This window comes from Asanoa sp. NPDC049573 (assembly GCF_040676615.1).
Classification (GTDB): Bacteria; Actinomycetota; Actinomycetes; order Mycobacteriales; family Micromonosporaceae; genus Asanoa.
Genome location: NZ_JBFAPI010000012.1, coordinates 183,201 through 199,244, shown reverse-complemented (window position 1 = coordinate 199,244; position 16,044 = coordinate 183,201). Strand labels below are relative to the sequence as shown.

21 protein-coding genes are annotated in these 16,044 nt (G+C 72.6%); 12 read left to right on the top strand and 9 right to left on the bottom strand.

What is annotated here, in order from left to right:
• The 4 genes from AB0J74_RS25615 to AB0J74_RS25600 are packed head-to-tail and all read right to left on the bottom strand — an operon-like array spanning window position 1 to window position 3,329.
• Window positions 1–504, bottom strand: a complete 504-nt coding sequence (locus tag AB0J74_RS25615; RefSeq protein ID WP_363452119.1) for a hypothetical protein — start codon at window positions 502–504, stop codon at window positions 1–3.
• Window positions 501–2,165: an ATP-dependent DNA helicase RecQ gene (locus AB0J74_RS25610; protein ID WP_363452117.1), complete on the bottom strand. Its 1,665-nt coding sequence runs from the start codon at window positions 2,163–2,165 to the stop codon at window positions 501–503. The genes AB0J74_RS25615 and AB0J74_RS25610 overlap by 4 nt, the downstream gene beginning before the upstream one ends.
• A gap of 46 nt (window positions 2,166–2,211) precedes the next feature.
• On the bottom strand, window positions 2,212–3,165 hold the full coding sequence (locus tag AB0J74_RS25605) for a TIGR03557 family F420-dependent LLM class oxidoreductase (protein WP_363452115.1): 954 nt from the start codon (window positions 3,163–3,165) through the stop codon (window positions 2,212–2,214).
• A gap of 41 nt (window positions 3,166–3,206) precedes the next feature.
• On the bottom strand, window positions 3,207–3,329 hold the full coding sequence (locus tag AB0J74_RS25600; protein ID WP_363452113.1) for a hypothetical protein: 123 nt from the start codon (window positions 3,327–3,329) through the stop codon (window positions 3,207–3,209).
• Window positions 3,330–3,436: 107 nt separating this feature from the next.
• On the opposite strand from AB0J74_RS25600, the gene AB0J74_RS25595 reads away from it, so the two are divergent.
• Both AB0J74_RS25595 and AB0J74_RS25590 read left to right on the top strand, forming a co-directional pair.
• Window positions 3,437–5,122, top strand: a complete 1,686-nt coding sequence (locus AB0J74_RS25595) for a glycoside hydrolase family 3 protein (RefSeq protein ID WP_363452111.1) — start codon at window positions 3,437–3,439, stop codon at window positions 5,120–5,122.
• A gap of 34 nt (window positions 5,123–5,156) precedes the next feature.
• Window positions 5,157–5,834 (top strand): TetR/AcrR family transcriptional regulator, encoded by a 678-nt coding sequence (locus AB0J74_RS25590; protein WP_363452109.1) that lies wholly within the window; start codon window positions 5,157–5,159, stop codon window positions 5,832–5,834.
• Here the strand turns inward: AB0J74_RS25590 and AB0J74_RS25585 are convergent.
• Window positions 5,787–6,941, bottom strand: coding sequence for an amidohydrolase family protein (locus AB0J74_RS25585; RefSeq protein WP_363452107.1), 1,155 nt, complete (start codon window positions 6,939–6,941; stop codon window positions 5,787–5,789). The genes AB0J74_RS25590 and AB0J74_RS25585 overlap by 48 nt on opposite strands.
• A gap of 2 nt (window positions 6,942–6,943) precedes the next feature.
• Window positions 6,944–7,228, bottom strand: a complete 285-nt coding sequence (locus AB0J74_RS25580) for a GNAT family N-acetyltransferase (protein WP_363452105.1) — start codon at window positions 7,226–7,228, stop codon at window positions 6,944–6,946.
• A 52-nt stretch (window positions 7,229–7,280) separates the two neighbouring features.
• Here AB0J74_RS25580 and AB0J74_RS25575 point away from each other — a divergent pair, with 52 nt between their 5' ends.
• From AB0J74_RS25575 to AB0J74_RS25540, 8 genes are all read left to right on the top strand, one after another.
• The gene (locus AB0J74_RS25575) at window positions 7,281–7,607 is read left to right on the top strand and encodes a hypothetical protein (protein WP_363452103.1); all 327 of its coding nucleotides are present in this window, start codon (window positions 7,281–7,283) and stop codon (window positions 7,605–7,607) included.
• Between the two features lie 39 nt (window positions 7,608–7,646).
• Complete coding sequence (locus tag AB0J74_RS25570) at window positions 7,647–8,462, top strand: DUF1206 domain-containing protein (protein WP_363452101.1); 816 nt, start codon at window positions 7,647–7,649, stop codon at window positions 8,460–8,462.
• Window positions 8,463–8,584: 122 nt separating this feature from the next.
• Window positions 8,585–9,055, top strand: a complete 471-nt coding sequence (locus AB0J74_RS25565; RefSeq protein ID WP_363452099.1) for a phage holin family protein — start codon at window positions 8,585–8,587, stop codon at window positions 9,053–9,055.
• Complete coding sequence (locus AB0J74_RS25560) at window positions 9,052–9,405, top strand: DUF3618 domain-containing protein (protein ID WP_363452098.1); 354 nt, start codon at window positions 9,052–9,054, stop codon at window positions 9,403–9,405. The genes AB0J74_RS25565 and AB0J74_RS25560 overlap by 4 nt, the downstream gene beginning before the upstream one ends.
• Window positions 9,406–9,444: 39 nt before the next feature.
• Window positions 9,445–9,717, top strand: coding sequence for a DUF4235 domain-containing protein (locus AB0J74_RS25555; RefSeq protein WP_363452096.1), 273 nt, complete (start codon window positions 9,445–9,447; stop codon window positions 9,715–9,717).
• A gap of 36 nt (window positions 9,718–9,753) precedes the next feature.
• Window positions 9,754–10,455 carry an LppX_LprAFG lipoprotein gene (locus tag AB0J74_RS25550; protein WP_363452094.1) on the top strand — a complete coding sequence of 234 codons (702 nt, stop codon included), beginning with the start codon at window positions 9,754–9,756 and terminating at the stop codon, window positions 10,453–10,455.
• Window positions 10,433–11,995, top strand: a complete 1,563-nt coding sequence (locus AB0J74_RS25545; RefSeq protein ID WP_363452092.1) for an MFS transporter — start codon at window positions 10,433–10,435, stop codon at window positions 11,993–11,995. Before AB0J74_RS25550 ends, AB0J74_RS25545 begins: the two co-directional genes overlap by 23 nt.
• 167 nt (window positions 11,996–12,162) lie before the next feature.
• Window positions 12,163–12,366, top strand: coding sequence for a cold-shock protein (locus tag AB0J74_RS25540; RefSeq protein ID WP_007075740.1), 204 nt, complete (start codon window positions 12,163–12,165; stop codon window positions 12,364–12,366).
• A 111-nt stretch (window positions 12,367–12,477) separates the two neighbouring features.
• On the opposite strand, the gene AB0J74_RS25535 is transcribed toward AB0J74_RS25540, so the two are convergent.
• Both AB0J74_RS25535 and AB0J74_RS25530 read right to left on the bottom strand, forming a co-directional pair.
• Window positions 12,478–12,681 carry a hypothetical protein gene (locus tag AB0J74_RS25535; RefSeq protein WP_363452090.1) on the bottom strand — a complete coding sequence of 68 codons (204 nt, stop codon included), beginning with the start codon at window positions 12,679–12,681 and terminating at the stop codon, window positions 12,478–12,480.
• Window positions 12,682–12,685: 4 nt separating this feature from the next.
• The gene (locus AB0J74_RS25530) at window positions 12,686–13,666 is read right to left on the bottom strand and encodes an aldo/keto reductase (RefSeq protein ID WP_363452088.1); all 981 of its coding nucleotides are present in this window, start codon (window positions 13,664–13,666) and stop codon (window positions 12,686–12,688) included.
• A gap of 101 nt (window positions 13,667–13,767) precedes the next feature.
• On the opposite strand from AB0J74_RS25530, the gene AB0J74_RS25525 reads away from it, so the two are divergent.
• Complete coding sequence (locus AB0J74_RS25525) at window positions 13,768–14,553, top strand: trans-aconitate 2-methyltransferase (protein ID WP_363452086.1); 786 nt, start codon at window positions 13,768–13,770, stop codon at window positions 14,551–14,553.
• 11 nt (window positions 14,554–14,564) lie between these two features.
• Entirely contained in the window at window positions 14,565–15,569 is a 1,005-nt protein-coding gene (locus AB0J74_RS25520; RefSeq protein WP_363452084.1) for an adenosine deaminase, read from the top strand.
• Here the strand turns inward: AB0J74_RS25520 and soxR are convergent.
• On the bottom strand, window positions 15,566–16,024 hold the full coding sequence (soxR, locus tag AB0J74_RS25515) for a redox-sensitive transcriptional activator SoxR (protein WP_363452082.1): 459 nt from the start codon (window positions 16,022–16,024) through the stop codon (window positions 15,566–15,568). The two genes, AB0J74_RS25520 and soxR, sit on opposite strands and share 4 nt — an antisense overlap.
• Window positions 16,025–16,044: the final 20 nt, after the last annotated feature.

Below are 16,044 nucleotides of genomic sequence, written 5' to 3'. Positions count from 1 at the left end.
TCAGTCGTTGAGCACCGCGGACAGTTGGTCGCGGAAGGTGCGCTCCGAGTCGGTGACCACGTCACCGCCGATGCCGAGGATGCCGCCGCTCGGTGCGGCGGTGACGACCTGCTCGGCGATCGTCACCAGCCAGTGCTTGTAGGCGCCGGCCTCGCCCTCGCTGGACTTCGCGGCCAGCAGCGCGGCCGCCTCGCCGGCACGGGCGAGGACGTCTTTCGCGTAGGCCACCGGGTCGGCCGGCGAGATCGACGGGAGTTCCTCGCCGCTCTCCGGGTCGCCGACCCGGGCGACCAGTTCGCCCGCCACCGCGGTGACCAGCGGGCTGGGCGACTCGCGGCCCTCGGCGATGGCCTCGAGGCCGGCGGCGTTCTCCGCGAGGGTGCGGCGGGTGCCGTCGTGCTCGGCCGCGCTGGCGGCGGTCAGCACGGACTGGGGAAGCCCGACGAGCAGGCCCCACTCGGAGTCGGTGAAGCCCAACTCGGTGGACAGGGGAAGGTCAGTCACGTCACAGCACCCTTCGAATCAGATGGCATCAGCGTAGTCAGCAGGCCCTGCTCGGACACGACCGGAACCGACAGGGTCTTGTATCCCACGTCCTCGAAGAGCACCGTCATCCGGTCTTCCTCGTAGCCCATCACCAACCCGGCGCCCCACTCCGCGTGGCTGACGGTGCTGTGCACCGGGAACGGGCCTACGGCGCCGTCGTCGGGCTCGCCGCGGCCGGCCGAGCAGTTGTCGCAGTGCCCGCAGACCCGGGTCAGCTGCTCGCCGAAGTAGGCCAGCAGCGCCTGGGAGCGGCAGCCGCGCGCCTCCGCGTACGCCCGCATCATGTCGGTCCGGGATTTGGACAGGTTCTGCTGGCGCTCGGCCTCGGCCACGGCGAGATCGGCGGCGTCGGACGGCGACGGAGCGTATCGCGGGCTGGCGACCTTGCCGCCCGAACGGGTGACCGCGCCGCCGACGTGTTCCAGCAGCGCGACGAGTTGGCCCAGCTTGCGGGCGCCGAGGCCGGTGCGGTCGCGCAGCGCCGCCTTGGTCAGCGGGCCTTCGGCGCGCAGCACCGCGGCCAGGTCGCGCAGCTCGTCGGCCGCCGGCAGAGCCCCGGAGAAGAAGCGCTGCAACCCCTCGTCTTCGGCCCGCCAGAGCAGCAGGGTACGGGCCGGCAGCCCGTCGCGGCCGGCGCGCCCGATCTCCTGCAGGTAGCTGTCCGGCGAGTCGGGCAGCGCGACGTGCGCCACCCAGCGGATGTTGGGCTTGTCGATGCCCATCCCGAACGCCGAGGTCGCCACCATGATCGGCACCTCGTCGGCGAGGAACGCGATGTGCAGCTTCTCGCGCGCGCCGGCGGCCATCCCCCCGTGGTAGGACGAGGCCTCATAGCCGGCGGCACGCAACCGCTCGGCCAACTCCTCGGCGCCGCGCCGGGTCGGCACGTAGACGATCCCGGGCCCGTCATCGGTCGAGACCAGCGCCAGCAGCCGCCGCCACCGGTAGTCCTCGGTCGGGCAGTTCGCCGCCTCCAGGAACAGGTTGGCGCGGTCGAGCCCGGTCACCATCACCTTGGGCCGCGTCAGGCCCAGCCGCTCCACGATGTCGTCGCGCACCGGCGGCGACGCGGTCGCGGTCAGCGCGATCACCGGCGGCCGGCCGAGCGCCTTGATGACGTGGCCGAGCGCCAGGTAGTCGGGCCGGAAGTCGTGCCCCCACGCCGAGATGCAGTGCGCCTCGTCGATCGCGACCAGCGACGGCCGCAGCGCCTTGACCTGGGCCAGCCGGTCCGGGTCGGCGAGCTGCTCGGGCGTGATGAACAGGAACTCGGCCCGACCCTCACGCAGTGCCGCGAGAGCGGCTTCCTGCTGCTTGGGCGTCTCGGCGGAGGAGATCCGGACCGCTTTCAGCGCGGCGGCGCCGCGCCGGTCGAGGCCGCCGATCTGGTCCTGTTGCAGGGCCAGCAGCGGGGAGACCACGACGGTCGGGCCCGGCAACTGGGTCGCCGGCACCTGGTAGAGCGCCGACTTGCCGGCACCGGTGGGCATGACGGCGAGCACGTCGTTGCCGCGCAGGATCGCGCGCATCGCATCGAGCTGACCGGGGCGCAGGGTCTTCCAGCCGAAGAGGGTGCGGGCCGCCTTGCGCAGGCGCAGAGAGGTGATCGGTGACTTCATCGCCGAGCAACGTTTCCCGGTGCCGGCCGGGCCGAAACCCGATGGCTCATCCGCGCAGCTTCGGCAGCACCGAGGACGCGTAGAGGTCGAAGAGCCCCTGGTAGTGCGGGCCGGTGTTGGCGACGTAGACCTCGTCGAAGCCGGCCTGTGCGTAGCGGTCGATCATCTCGAGGTGCGCGCCGGCGTCGTTGCCGCAGACGAACGCCTCGGCCACCTTCTCCTCGGTGGCCAGCTGCGACGCCTGCTCGAAGTGGGCCGGTGTGGGCAGGATCTGCGACAGCTCCCCGGGCACGGCGGCGTTGGGCCATTTCTCGAAGGCGATCCGGGCGCCCTCGGCGGCGGTGCCGGCGAAAGCGGCCTTGAAACCGGCCTGCGCGGGCTTGCTGCCACCGCCGCTCTCCCGGAACCGGGTGACCAGGTCACGGTCGGGCATCGTGCAGACATAGCCGTCGCCGATCCGCCCGGCGAGCTCGGCCGACTTCGCACCGAAGCCGCTCACGTAGACCGGCGGCGGCGTGTCCGGGCGGGTGTAGATCCGGGCGTTGCGCACGGTGTAGTGCGGTCCTCGGTGCGAGACCACGCCGCCCTTCCACAGCTCGCGCATCACGGCGACCGCCTCTTCGAGCATGTCCAGGCGTACGTCGGCCTCGGGCCAGTCGTCGCCGAGGATCTGCTCGTTGAGGGCCTCGCCGCTGCCCACGCCGAGGGTGAAGCGGCCCTCGTGCAGCACCGCGCTGGTCGCCGCCGCCTGCGCGACCACGGCCGGGTGGATCCGGATCGTCGGGCAGGTCACGGCGGTGGTCACCGGCAGCGTGCAGACCTGGCTGAGCGCGCCGATCGTCGACCACACGAACGGGCTCTGCCCCTGCGCGTCGACCCACGGGTGGTAGTGGTCGGAGATCCACAGGGCCTCGAAGCCGGCCCGTTGGGCGCCCTTGGCCTGGGCCAGCAGCTCGGCCGGCGAGTATTCCTCTGAGGACAGGAAGTATCCGATGCGCATGCCCGGACCGGTACCCCGGCGCGGGGCGGTCATGCCTGTCGCTACTTGCCCTTGCCGAAGATCCGGCGGATGGCGTAGAGGAGGACGGCGATCCCGAGGATCGCGCCGAAGATCTGGACTCCCGGGATGTCGTTCCAACTGACGTTGTCGGCGGCCCATCGCATGCCGGCACTGTAGCGCCGCCAACAACTGGAAGGTTTGTTGACTATTTCTGGGTCGAGGTGTGACCATGGCAGCGACCGGTTCCGTCGCACATCGGGGGGATGCACAGATGACCGAGCCTGGCGGCGAACTGCTGCGGCTGGCCGCGACCGTTCTGCAGCCCGGGTTCGTGGGCACCGTGCCACCCGACTGGGTGCGCCGGTGGCTGGGCGAGGGGCTGGGCGGCGTCGCGCTGTTCGCCCGCAACGTCCGCGATCCCGAGCAGGTCGCCGCACTGACCGCGGCGCTGCGTGCCGAACGGGCCGACGTGCTGGTCGCGATCGACGAGGAGGCCGGCGACGTCACCCGCATCGAGTCGCGGGCCGGCAGCTCGCGCCCCGGCAACCTGGCCCTGGGCGCGGTCGACGACATCGCGCTCACCGAGGAGGTCGCCCGCGACCTGGGCCGCGAGTTGGCCGCGGCGGGCGTCAACCTCGACTACGCGCCGGATGCCGACGTCAACAACAACCCCGACAACCCGGTCATCGGCGTACGCAGCTTCGGCGCCGACCCGGCCCTCGTCGCCCGGCACACCGGGGCGTGGGTGACCGGCCTGCAGGCCGCCGGCGTGGCCGCCTGTGCCAAGCACTTCCCGGGCCACGGCGACACGGCCGTCGACTCGCACCACGACCTGCCGCACATCCCGCGCGACCGGGCCGGCCTCGACGCGGTCGAGCTGCTGCCCTTCCGCGCGGCGATCGAGGCCGGCGTGCAGGCCGTGATGACCGGGCACCTCCTGGTGCCGGCCGTCGACCCGGACCTGCCCGCCACCCTGAGCCGCTCCGTCCTCACCGGACTGTTGCGCGACGAGCTCGGCTTCCAGGGCGCGGTGATCACCGACGCCATGGAGATGCGCGCGGTCGTCAACCGGTTCGGCTTCGAGGGCGCGGTGGTGTCCGCGCTCGCGGCCGGCGCCGACGCGATCTGCATCGGCGGCGAGCACGCCGACGAGGCCACGGCCGAGCGGCTGCGCACCGCGATCGCCCGCGCGGTGCTCTCCGGCGAGCTGGCCGAGGAACGCCTGACCGAGGCCGCGAAGCGGGTCCAGCACCTGGCCGCCTGGGCCGCGATGGCACGGGCCGCGTCGACACCGGCCCTGTCGCACGGCGGGCCAGGCCGCTCGCACGGCGCCGGCGGCGCGGGCCTCGCCCACGGTGCCGGCGGCGCGGGCCTCGCGCTCGGTGCCGGCGGCGCGGGCCTCGCGCACGGTGCCGGCGGCGCGGCCGTCTCGAACGGTGCCGGCGGCGCGGGCCTCGCGCGCGGTGCCGGCGGCCGCTGGCACGGCGTCGGGGGTTCGCCGGTGGGTCTGGCCGCGGCCCGGCGCGCGGTCAAGGTCGGCGGGACGGCGCCGGCCCTGCCGCTCGCCGGGCCGCCGCACGTGGTCGAGCTGTCGCCGCCGGCCAACATCGCGGTCGGCACCGACACGCCGTGGGGCGTCGCCGCGCCGCTGGCCGCCGTGCTGCCCGGCACGACCGCGGTGCGGCTGACCGAGGACGACGGCGCCGAGGCGTCCGCCGTGGTCGCCGGGGCCGCCGGCCGCCCGCTGGTGCTGGTGGTGCGCGACCTGCACCGGCACGCCTGGATGTCGAGCTTCGTGCGGGCCGCGCTGCGGCTGCGCCCCGACGCCGTGGTGGTCGAGCTCGGTGTGCCGGCCGCGGTGGTCGGCGCGACCCACCTGGCCACCCACGGCGCCACCCGGTCGAGCGGGCTCGCGGTGGCCGAGGTGCTCGCGGGGGTGGATCTCCCGAACGGCTAGCGGAGTAAGCACTCACTCCGCTATGGTTCCGGTCATGACCGAGACCGAGGCCCGGCGCCGCGCGCCGGGAATGAGCCCGGAGCAGCGCCGCGAGGCCGTCGTCCGGGCCGCGCTGCCGCTGGTCGCCGAGCACGGTGCCGCGGTGACGACGGCGCAGATCGCCCGCGCCGCCGGCATCGGCGAGGCGACGATCTTCCGGGTGTTCGACGACAAGCAGGCCGTGCTCGACGCCTGCGTGGCGGCCGCACTCGACCCGACGGTCGTGGTGCAGGAACTCAACTCCATCGCCCTCGACCAGCCCCTGGCCGTGCGCCTGGTCGACGCGGCCGACGCGCTCGACGCCCATTTCGCCCGGATCGGCTCGGTGCTCGGGTCGCTGCACGCCACCGGGCACACGGGCCCGCGCCGAGCGCCGGGGCCCGGCGACCGGGACCGGTCGGTCAGCGCCACGTTCACCGCGGTCGCCGACCTGATCGAGCCTGACCAGGAGCGCCTGCGCCTGCCGGTCGCCACCCTGGCCAACGCCTTCCTGGGCCTGCTCTTCCCGGCCCGGGTCGGTGGCGGCAGCGGCCCGCGCGCCGTTCCGGTCGAAGACCTGGTCGACGTGCTCCTCTACGGCGCCGTGCTGGCGGAACCGCAGGCCGAGGCGGACGGCGGCGCGGCGCTAGCGGACCCGCCGGCCGGCGCGGAAGACCGCCCGCACGTCGCGTAGGGCGGTGATGTCGGTGGTCGGGTCACCGGCCACCGCGAGCAGGTCGGCGTCGTAGCCGGCCGCCACCCGGCCCTTCGTCGCGCCGAGCCCGCAGGCGGCGGCCGCGTCGGCGGTCACCGCCCGCAGCGCCGCTTCCGGCGGGTCGCCGAAGAGCAGGAACATCTCCGCCGCGTACGGGAGCACGTCGTGCGGCTTCGACGGATCGATCCCGGCGTCGCTGGTGACGATCATCCGGACGCCGGCCCGGCGCTGCTCCTGGAAGATCGCGGTCAGCGTGGCCGACAGCGCCGCGGTGCGCGGGTTGACCGGCTGGCCGGGTAGATAGCCCAGCGTCGCCGAGACGACCGTGCCGCTCGCGGCCAGCTTCTCGATCACGGCGGCATCCGCGGCCGCGCCGTCGGCGGTCAGGAACGAGCCGTGCTCGACGGTGTCGAAACCCGCGTCGGCGGCGGCCGCGATGGCCCCCGCGCTGTGCGCGTGCGCGGCGGCCGGCAGCCCGTGCCGGTGCGCCTCGTCGGCCGCGGCGGCCAACTCGGCCGGGCTGAACTGCGGCAGGTAGGGCCGGGTGCCCGGGGTGATCTCGCCGCCGGTGGCCAGCACCTTGATCACGTCGACACCCGAAGCGGCGTGCTCGGCGACCGCCGCCCGGATGCCGGTCACGCCGGACACCTCACCGCCCAGCCACCAGCAATGTCCGCCCGGGCTGGTCAGCGGCGGCCCGGCGGCCAGCACGTGCGGCCCGGTGTGCGGCTCGGCCGCGAACGCCGCCCGCAACCGCAGCGCGACGTAGCCGCGGTCGCCGAGGTCGCGGACCGTCGTGATGCCGGCGTGCAGCGCCCGGGTCGCCGCCTCGTGCGCGCCGCGGAGCAGTTCGTCGTCGTCGACCGACCGCAGCCGGCCGACCGGGTCGGCGCCGGCGTCGAACACCAGGTGGGTGTGCGCGTCGACCAGCCCGGGGAGCAGCGTGACGTCACCGAGGTCGAGGACGTCCGGTGGCGGGTCGCCGTGTGCCACGCCGACCACGGTGCCGCCTTCGACGTACACGATGGGGTTGTTGCCGGTGGTGCTGATGCCGTCGAAGAGCCGCGCGCCCCGGATCGCCCGCATGGTCAGCTGGTGGCCAGGAGGTCCTGGTATTCCGGATGCTTGTCGATGTAGCCGGCGATGAACGGGCACTGCGCGTAGACCCGCAGGCCGCGCGCGCGGGCCTCGTCGAGCACCGCGCGGGCCAGCCGGCTGCCCAGACCCTTGCCCTCGAAGCTCGGGTCGATCTCGGTGTGCGTGAACACGATGCCGCCCTCGCGCCGGCGGTATGCGGAGAAGCCGGCCAGCGCACCGTCGACGGTGAGCTCGAACCGGTTCTTGTCAGGGTTGTCGATTACCACGGGTTCCACCCCTACAGTTCTACCTCCTGCGGGGTGGACAGCGGTCCGTACCCTTGGCCCGGTGAATACGCGACGAACGACCGTGAGCCTTCTCGCGGCGCTCGCCCTCGGCGGCGCCCTTCTCGCCGGCTGCAGCTCCGAAGGAGCCTCCACCAACTGCGGCCTCGACCAGTGCACCGTCACCTTCGACCGGGGTGTGCAGGGAAACGCCAGCATCCTGGGCGTCGAGGCCAAGTTCGTGCAGGCCGACGCCAACACCGTCACGCTGGAGGTGGCCGGCGAGCAGATCTCGCTCACCACCGGCGGCCAGGCGGTCGACGTGGGCGGCCTCCAGGTCTCCCTCTCGTCGATCACCGACGACCAGGTGTCGGTGCAGATCTCCCGCTAGCGGGTTTGGAAATCCCGCGTGCCGGTCACATTGACCGCCATGTCAGCAGTCAGCCGTGCCGAGTCCACCGCCTCGCGGGCCGCGAACAGCACCGCCCTCGAGGCGCTCACCCGGGCCGGGTTCATCGGCTACGGGATCGTCCACCTGCTGTTCGCCTGGTTGGCGCTGCAGATCGCGTTCGACAAGCCGGCCGCGGAAGGCGACCAGTCCGGTGCGCTGATGACGCTCGCGCAGCAGCCGCTGGGCAAGTTCCTGGTGGTCGCGATCGCGGTCGGCCTGCTGGCCATGGCGATCTGGCAGCTCTCGGAGGCGCTCGTCGGGCACCGGTCCGAGCAGGGCCGGTCCAGAGTGTTCGAACGGATCGCGTCCGCGTTCCGCACCGTCGTCTACGCGTACTTCGCCTTCACCGCCTGGAAGGTCTTCAACGGCGCGCCGCAGTCGGCCGCCGACACCCAGCAGAAGAAGACCGAAGACCTGCTGGGCAGCGGCGGTGGCCGGGCGCTGGTGATCATCGCCGGCCTGGCGCTGGCCGGTCTCGGCATCGGGCTCATCGTGTACGGCCTGAAGAAGGCGTTCGCCAAGCACCTCAAGCCGATGCCGCCGCACACCCGCAAGGTCGCGATGCGGCTCGGAGCGGCCGGTTACAGCGCCAAGGGGATCGCGTACGGCATCGCCGGTGTGCTCTTCGTGGTCGCCGCCGCCAGCTACGACCCGGCCAAGGCGCGGGGCCTGGACGCCGCGCTGGAGACGCTCCGCGGTCAGGCCTACGGGGCTGTCCTGCTAACCCTGGTCGCCATCGGTTTCGCGGCTTTCGCGCTGTTCTGCTTCCTGCAGTCGAAGTACCGCAAGGTCTGACACACTGATCATGCGGTATGTCCGTTCCGGGAGGTATCCGCCATGCACCGTGACTCGCACCGGACAGGAGGATTGACCGGAGCGGCCCCGGGGCATACGTAAGCAGCGTGAGAGGAGGCCCGATGGTCGACGCCCGCAACGCCGCACCGCCCCGTGCCGATGCCGATCCGACGACGGCGGAGCTGGTGCAGCGCGCTACCGAACAGGTTTCCCGGTTGGTCCGCGACGAGCTGGCGTTGGCCAAGGCCGAGCTGACGCACAAGGCCAAGCATGCCGGCATCGGCATCGGGCTCTTCGGCGGCGCCGGCGGCCTGGCCTTCTTCGGCATCTCCGTGCTCATCGCGACCGCCGTCATCGCGATCGACATCGCGCTGCCGCTCTGGCTGTCGGCGCTGATCGTCGGCGCGTTCCTGCTGATCCTGGCCGGGATGTTCGCGCTGGCCGGCCGCTTCGAGGTCAAGCGCGCGACGCCGGCGGTGCCGCCTGACGTCACCGAGGGCCTCAAGGCCGACGTGCAGACCGTCAAGGACGGCTTCCGCAACAATGGGCACAAGAATGGCCGCGGGGCCAGCTCAGGGGGTGCGGGGCGATGACGGCTTCAGGCAACGGCCACAAGAGCAACGGCAACCCGCCGTCCGACCCGGCCGTGCTGCGTGCGGAGATCCGCCGCACCCGGGCCGAGCTGGGCGAGACGGTCCAGTTGCTGGCGGCCAAGGCCGACGTGAAGGCGCGGATGAAGAGTTCGGCCAGCCAGGCCCGCGACCGGTTCCGGGCGAAGGCCAGCACGACCGCGGCCCGGATGCGGGACAGCAACCACAACGGCGGGCGGTCCGGCGGCCAGGCCACGCTGCGCGCCGACCCGGTGCCGGTGGCCACGCTGATCGGCGTCGCGGCCAGCGCCGTGGCCGTCATCCTGCTGGTGATGCGTAGGCGTCGCCGCTGACAGATGCGGCGGGCCGGGGGTTCAACGGGGGGAACCGAAGTGTCCAAGCGAATCAGCAAGTCCAACTACAAGCCTGTCGGTATCGTGCTCGGGCTCGCGGCCGGCACGCTCTCCGGCATGGTGTTCCAGCGGCTGTGGGCGATGACCGCGCACAACGTGGCGCCGCACCCGATCGACGAAGACCGCGGCTGGGGCGAGATCCTGCTCGCCGCGGCCATGCAGGGTGCCATCGTCGCCGTCATCCGTGCCTCGATCGACCGTGCCGGCGCGGCCGGCGTCCGAAAGTTCACCGGTCATTGGCCCCACGACTAAGCGGGTCGGGGGCTCCGGGGTGAGTAGCATCCCGGTATGCGCCGTCCCCATACATTCATCATCGCCGTCCTGTTGGCGGCCCTGACCTCGGTCAGCGCCTGTGGCGGCGGCGACAGCACCGACGCCACCGCGGTCGATCCCAACCTGCCGGCGGCGTCGACGCTGCTGCCGGCCGCGGCCGCGCGGATGCGCCAGGTCACCTCGGCCGCCTTCGACATCACCACCGACGGCGACACCGGCGCGCTGCCGATCACGTCGGCCAAGGGCGCGATCGACGCCAAGGGCACGGCACAGGGCACCGCGACGCTGGAGCAGGTCGGCATGCCGATCGAGCTCACCTTCGTGGCCAAGGACGACTACCTCTACGTCAAGGGCCTGACGGCCGGCTGGCAGAAGGTGCCGCTGGCCCAGGCGGCGGCGGTCTACGACCCGACGGCGATCCTCGACCCGGCCAAGGGCATCGGCGCCGTGCTGGCCTCGGCCACCGGCACCACGAAACGCAAGGAGAAGCTCGACGGCACCGACCACTACGTCGTCGACGCCACCTTCGACGGCGCCGCGATGTCGGGCCTGGTCCCGGGCGTCACCGGCGACGTGACCGGCACGGTCTGGATCGGGGTCGACACTCCCTTGGTCAACCAGCTGCGCTTCACGGTGCCGGGCGACGGCAAGGGCACCGTTTTGATCAAGTTCGGCGACTTCGACAAGCCCGTCAATGTCGACGTCCCCAAGGTCTAGCCGGCTCGCCCTCACCGCGGGCGGGGTGGCGGTGCTGCTGGCGGCCCTGGACGCGTACGTGGTCGTCACGATCCTCGTGGAGATCATGAAAGACCTGGCCGTGCCGGTGAACCGGCTGGAGCGGATCACCCCGGTGGTGACCTGCTACCTGCTCGGCTACGTCGCCGGCATGCCGCTGCTCGGCCGCCTCTCCGACCGCTACGGCCGCCGCCTGGTGATCCAGGTCTGCCTGGCCGGCTTCGCGGCCGGCTCGCTGGTCGCCGCGCTGGCGCCCGGCCTGCACACGCTGGCCGCCGGCCGGGCCGTGCAGGGCCTCGCCGGCGGGGCGCTGCTGCCGGTCACCATGGCGCTGGCCGCCGACCTGGTCGCCCGGCAGCGCCCGCTGGCCCTCGGCCTGGTCGGCGCCGCCCAGGAGTTGGGCAGCGTGCTCGGCCCGCTCTACGGTGCGGGCATCGCCGCGCTGGCCGGCTGGCGCGGCGTCTTCTGGATCAACCTGCCGCTGGCCGCGCTGGTCGCCCTGGCGGTGCAGCTTGGCCTGCCCGGCCGATCCGAGGAGAAGCGCGAACGGCAACCCGTCGACGTGGTCGGCGGCCTGCTGCTCGCGGTCGCGCTCGGGCTGCTGGTGGTCGCCCTCTACAACCCCGACCCGGCCCGCGCGGTGCTGCCCGGTTGGGGCCTGCCCGTGCTCGGCGGTGCGGTCGCCGTCGCGGCCGCGTTCGTCGCGTGGGAGGCGAAGGCCCGCACCCGGCTGCTCGACCCCGCCGGCGCCCGGCTGCGCCCGTTCGGCGCGGCGCTGCTGGCCAATGTGTTCGCCGGCGCCGCGCTGATGGTCACGCTGGTCGACGTGCAACTGCTCGCACAGACCGTGCTCGGCCGAGACGGCCTCGACGGAGCGCTGGTGCTCACCCGGTTCCTCGTCGCGCTGCCGGTGGGCGCGGTGCTCGGCGGGCTGCTGACCCGGCGGCTGGGGGAGCGCCCGGTGACCGTCGCCGGTCTCGCGCTCGCGGCCGGCGCCTACCTGCTGATCGCGAACTGGCCGGCCGACCTCGCGGCGGCCCGGTTCGGCCCGCTGCCCCGAATGGACACCGACCTCGCGCTTGCCGGGCTGGGCCTGGGATTGGTCATCGCGCCCCTTTCGTCAGCCGTGTTACGGGCAGTGCCCAGTGCGCAACATGGAATCGCCTCCGCGGCGGCCGTGGTCGCGCGCACGGTCGGCATGCTGATCGGAGTGGCGGCCCTGACCGGGTGGGGCCTGCACCGTTTCCAGGAACTCACCCGCGACCTCGTGCCGCCGCTCGGGTTCGGTGTGGACGCTGCGACCGCGCGGGCCCAGCAGGCCGCCTACCGCGACGCGGTCAGCGCGGCACTGCGCCAGGAGTACCGCGAGATCTTCCTGGCCACGGCCGTGTTGTGCGCGCTGGGAGCGCTCGTAGCGCTCGCCTTGGAGCGGCGACACGTCGATACGCCAGGCCCCGCCGTGGCCATTCCGGTATCGAACTTCGACGCCGCAGATCACATGTCGGAGAAATTCGTCGGGTAGGCTATGCGGAGTTTTTCGGTACGTGGTTTGCTGGTCCCCGCTGTTGTGAGACAGAGGGGTTGAGAGAGACCTCCTTCGCTCGATGGAGGCCGACTCAGGCGCCGCTGCTCGAAAACGGCCAACCGGCCGCACGGCGTTCGGCCGCCAGTTTCGACAAGGAGATACACATGGCGCAGGGAACCGTGAAGTGGTTCAACGCAGACAAGGGCTTCGGCTTCATCACCGTCGACGGCGGGGGTGCTGACGTGTTCGTCCACTTCTCGGCCATCCAGACCAGCGGCTACCGCACGCTGGAGGAGAACCAGCGGGTGGAGTTCGAGATCGCTCAGGGCCAGAAGGGCCCGCAGGCTGAGCAGGTCCGCCCCATCTGACGTTTCCAGAACCAAAACGTTGCGGCCGGCTCGTCCGGCCAATGAGTGACCCGGTCGCACGGGTCGGTAGAGAGCCCCGCATCCTGCCCTGTATGCGGGGCTCGACGCTGTTCAGCTTCGTTTCGCCCGGTTGCGGGCCCGCAGCCCGAGCACCAGCAGGACCAGGCCGATCCCGGCCACGATCGGGCCGATGATCGTCCACGCGTCGTCGCCCGACATCGCGCTGCCGCGCAGGGTGCCGAGGCCCTGGAGGGTCCACAGCAAACCGACGACGACGGCCAGCAGGCCGAGCGTCAGCCGGAACCAGCCCCTCATGCGGTCACCACCGGTCGTGGACCGCCGGCCGGATGAGCTCGTCGTAGGTCTCCCGCACGCCGGCCAGCGCCTCCGGTGGCAGCGCCGGCAACTCGGCGGTGGCCAGGTTGCCGCGGGCCTGCTCCGGGCCGCGGGCACCGGGGATCACCACGGTGACGCCCGGCTGGTCGATCACCCAGCGCAGCGCGAACTGGGCCATCGTCATGCCCGCCGGCACGTACGCCCGGAGTCGCTCCACGGCCCGCAGCCCGGTCGCGAAGTCGACGCCGGAGAACGTCTCGCCGACGTCGAACGCCTCGCCGTGCCGGTTGTAGTTGCGGTGGTCGTCGGCGCCGAACGTGGTGTTGGCGTCGTAGCGCCCGGAGAGCAGGCCGCTGGCCAGGGGCACCCGCGCGATGATGCCGACGCCGGCCGCCTGGGCCGCGGGCAGCACCTGGTCGAGGGGCTTGAGCCGGAACGCGTTGAAGATGATCTGGACGCTGGCAACGTGCGGCCGGGCGATCGCGATCAGCGCCTGCTCGACGGTCTCCACGCTGACCCCGTACGCCGCGATGGCGCCGTTGTCGACCAGTGCGTCGAGCGCGTCGAAGATCTGGTCGTCCTGGAACACCGCGGTCGGCGGGCAGTGCAGTTGCACCAGGTCGAGGCGGTCGACGCCCAGGTTGGCCCGGGACCGGTCGGTCCACGCCTTGAAGTTGGCGGCGGTGTAGTTGGCGTGCTCCTGCGGCACCCGGCGGCCCATCTTGGTGGCCACCATGATCGGTTCCGGTTGCTTGCGCAGGAACTCGCCGATCACCTGCTCGCTGCGGCCGTCGCCGTAGACGTCGGCGGTGTCGATGAAGGTGGCGCCGGCGTCGACGGCGGCGCCCAGGGTCGCCAGCGCGTCGTCGGTGCTCACCTCGCCCCAGTCGGCTCCGAGCTGCCAGGCACCCAGGCCCACGACGGACACGTCACGGCCGATGCGGCCAAACCGGCGGTACTCCACGGAGGCACCCTATCTGGAACGTTTAAAGGGCCTTGTCGGCGGTACCGGGCCGGGCCTAATCTAAGCAAGACGAACGTACGGTTTGGAAAGGGTGAGGACGCATGTGGGACCCCGCCGTCTACGGCCGGTTCGGCGACGAGCGGTCCCGGCCGTTCTTCGAGCTGGTCGCCCGCATCCCGGCCGAACGACCCCGCCAGGTCGTCGACCTCGGCTGCGGCCCCGGCACGCTGACCAGCACCCTGGCCGCCCGATGGCCGGACGCCCTGGTCCGCGGCATCGACTCGTCGGCCGAGATGATCGAGTCCGCCCGGGCGCTCGGCGTGCCGGTCGACTTCGCCCTCGGCGACCTCCGCGACTTCGTGCCGTCGCCGGGCGTCGACGTGATCGTTTCCAACGCCGCCCTGCAGTGGGTGCCCGGCCACGAGGCCCTGCTGACCCGCTGGGTCGGCGCCCTGGCCGACGGCGGCTGGTTGGCCTTCCAGGTGCCCGGCAACTTCTCCTCGCCCGCGCACGACGCGGTCTACGAGCTCGCCGCGGCGCCGCGCTGGAAGGAGACCCTGGCCGGGGTCGCCCGCCGGATGGCGGTGCCGTCGGCCGCTGAATACGCGACCGCGCTGACCGCCGCGGGCTGCGCCGTCGACGCCTGGGAAACTAGCTACGTGCACCTGCTCCCCGGCAACACCGCCGACCACCCCGTGCTCGCCTGGCTCGAGGGCACCGCGCTGCGACCGATCCGGGCCGCGTTCGGCACCGACGAGGCCGGCTGGGCCGGCTACCGGGCCGAGCTGGGTGAGCGGCTGGCGGACGCCTACCCGATCCGCCACGACCGTGCGTTCTTCCCCTTCCGCCGGATCTTCGTGGTCGCACAGACCGGCGCGCTCGCATAGGAGTCCCACTGTTGAACGAGTTCATCGCCGGCCTGCCCAAGGTGGAACTGCACGTGCACCACGTCGGGTCGGCGTCGCCCCGGATCGTCGCCGAACTGGCCGCCCGGCACGCCGGCAGCACCCCGGTGCCGACCGACATCGAGGCGCTCGCGTCCTACTTCGAGTTCCGCGACTTCGCGCACTTCATCGAGATCTACCTGTCGGTCGTCGACCTGATCCGCGATCCGGAAGACGTCCGGATCCTGACCTACGAGGTGGCCCGCGAGCTGGCTCGCCAGCAGGTCCGCTACGCCGAGCTGACGGTCACGCCCTACTCGTCGGTGCGCCGCGGCATGCCGGCGCCGGAGTTCTGCGCGGCCATCGAAGACGCCCGGCTCGCCGCCGAGAAGGAACTCGGCATCGTGCTGCGCTGGTGCTTCGACATCCCCGGCGAGGCCGGCCTCGCGGCGGCGGAGGAGACGCTGCGGATCGCCCTCGACGAGCGCCCCGACGGCCTGGTCTCGTTCGGCCTGGGCGGCCCCGAGGTGGGCGTGCCGCGCCCCCAGTTCAAGCCCTACTTCGAGAAGGCCAGGGCGGCCGGCCTGCGTCTGGTGCCGCACGCCGGCGAGACGACCGGCCCGGAGACGATCTGGGACGCGATCCGCGACCTGGGGGCCGAGCGCATCGGCCACGGCATCTCGGCGGCCCAGGACCCGGCGCTGATGGCCTACCTGGCGGCCGAGGGCATCCCGTTGGAGGTCTGCCCGACCTCCAACGTGCGCACCCGGGCGGTCCCGTCGCTCGCCGAGCATCCGCTGCCGGCGCTGGTCGCGGCCGGCGTGCCGGTCACGATCAACTCCGACGACCCGCCGATGTTCGGAACCGACCTCAACCAGGAGTACGCCGTCGCGGCCGACCTGCTCGACCTGGACCAGGCCGGCGTGGCCCGGCTCGCGGTCGCCGCGGTCGACGCCTCGTTCCTGCCGGCGGGGGACAAGACCCGGATCAGGGACGAGATCACCGCGTACGCGGCCTAGTTCGTTCGTGGGCCCCGGGCGTCGAGCAGGTGGGCGCCCGGGCCGCGCTCGCCGAGCGTGTCGTCGGGGTTGACCAGCGCGCATTCCTGGAACGACAGGCAGCCGCAGCCGATGCAACTGGTGAACCGGTCGCGCATCCGCTGCAGTTGATCGATGCGCTCGTCGAGGGCCTCCTGCCAGCACTCCGACGCCCGCATCCAGAACTCCTTCGTCGGCGGCTGGCCCTCGGGCAGGAAGCCGAGCACCTCGCCGACCTGGGCCAGCGGGATGCCGACCCGCTGCGAGGCCCGGATGAACGCGATCCGGCGCAACGTCGTGCGGTCGTAGCGGCGCTGGTTGCCGCTCGTGCGGCGGCTGGAGATCAGCCCCTGTCGCTCGTAGAAGCGCAGTGCCGACGGGGGCACACCGCTGCGCGCGGACAGGTCGCCGATGGTGAGCTCCTGGGCTGGTGGCACCCGGCCAGCCTAGCTTGACC

What these genes read in the sequence shown, in the direction of transcription:
- AB0J74_RS25610 (WP_363452117.1), bottom strand. Translation starts at nt 2,165, where the DNA reads ATGAAGTCACCGATCACCTCTCTGCGCCTGCGCAAGGCGGCCCGCACC.
- AB0J74_RS25605 (WP_363452115.1), bottom strand. Translation starts at nt 3,165, where the DNA reads ATGCGCATCGGATACTTCCTGTCCTCAGAGGAATACTCGCCGGCCGAG.
- AB0J74_RS25600 (WP_363452113.1), bottom strand. Translation starts at nt 3,329, where the DNA reads ATGCGATGGGCCGCCGACAACGTCAGTTGGAACGACATCCCGGGAGTC.
- AB0J74_RS25595 (WP_363452111.1), top strand. Translation starts at nt 3,437, where the DNA reads ATGACCGAGCCTGGCGGCGAACTGCTGCGGCTGGCCGCGACCGTTCTG.
- AB0J74_RS25590 (WP_363452109.1), top strand. Translation starts at nt 5,157, where the DNA reads ATGACCGAGACCGAGGCCCGGCGCCGCGCGCCGGGAATGAGCCCGGAG.
- AB0J74_RS25585 (WP_363452107.1), bottom strand. Translation starts at nt 6,941, where the DNA reads ATGCGGGCGATCCGGGGCGCGCGGCTCTTCGACGGCATCAGCACCACC.
- AB0J74_RS25570 (WP_363452101.1), top strand. Translation starts at nt 7,647, where the DNA reads ATGTCAGCAGTCAGCCGTGCCGAGTCCACCGCCTCGCGGGCCGCGAAC.
- AB0J74_RS25565 (WP_363452099.1), top strand. Translation starts at nt 8,585, where the DNA reads ATGGTCGACGCCCGCAACGCCGCACCGCCCCGTGCCGATGCCGATCCG.
- AB0J74_RS25560 (WP_363452098.1), top strand. Translation starts at nt 9,052, where the DNA reads ATGACGGCTTCAGGCAACGGCCACAAGAGCAACGGCAACCCGCCGTCC.
- AB0J74_RS25550 (WP_363452094.1), top strand. Translation starts at nt 9,754, where the DNA reads ATGCGCCGTCCCCATACATTCATCATCGCCGTCCTGTTGGCGGCCCTG.
- AB0J74_RS25545 (WP_363452092.1), top strand. Translation starts at nt 10,433, where the DNA reads ATGTCGACGTCCCCAAGGTCTAGCCGGCTCGCCCTCACCGCGGGCGGG.
- AB0J74_RS25540 (WP_007075740.1), top strand. Translation starts at nt 12,163, where the DNA reads ATGGCGCAGGGAACCGTGAAGTGGTTCAACGCAGACAAGGGCTTCGGC.
- AB0J74_RS25535 (WP_363452090.1), bottom strand. Translation starts at nt 12,681, where the DNA reads ATGAGGGGCTGGTTCCGGCTGACGCTCGGCCTGCTGGCCGTCGTCGTC.
- AB0J74_RS25525 (WP_363452086.1), top strand. Translation starts at nt 13,768, where the DNA reads ATGTGGGACCCCGCCGTCTACGGCCGGTTCGGCGACGAGCGGTCCCGG.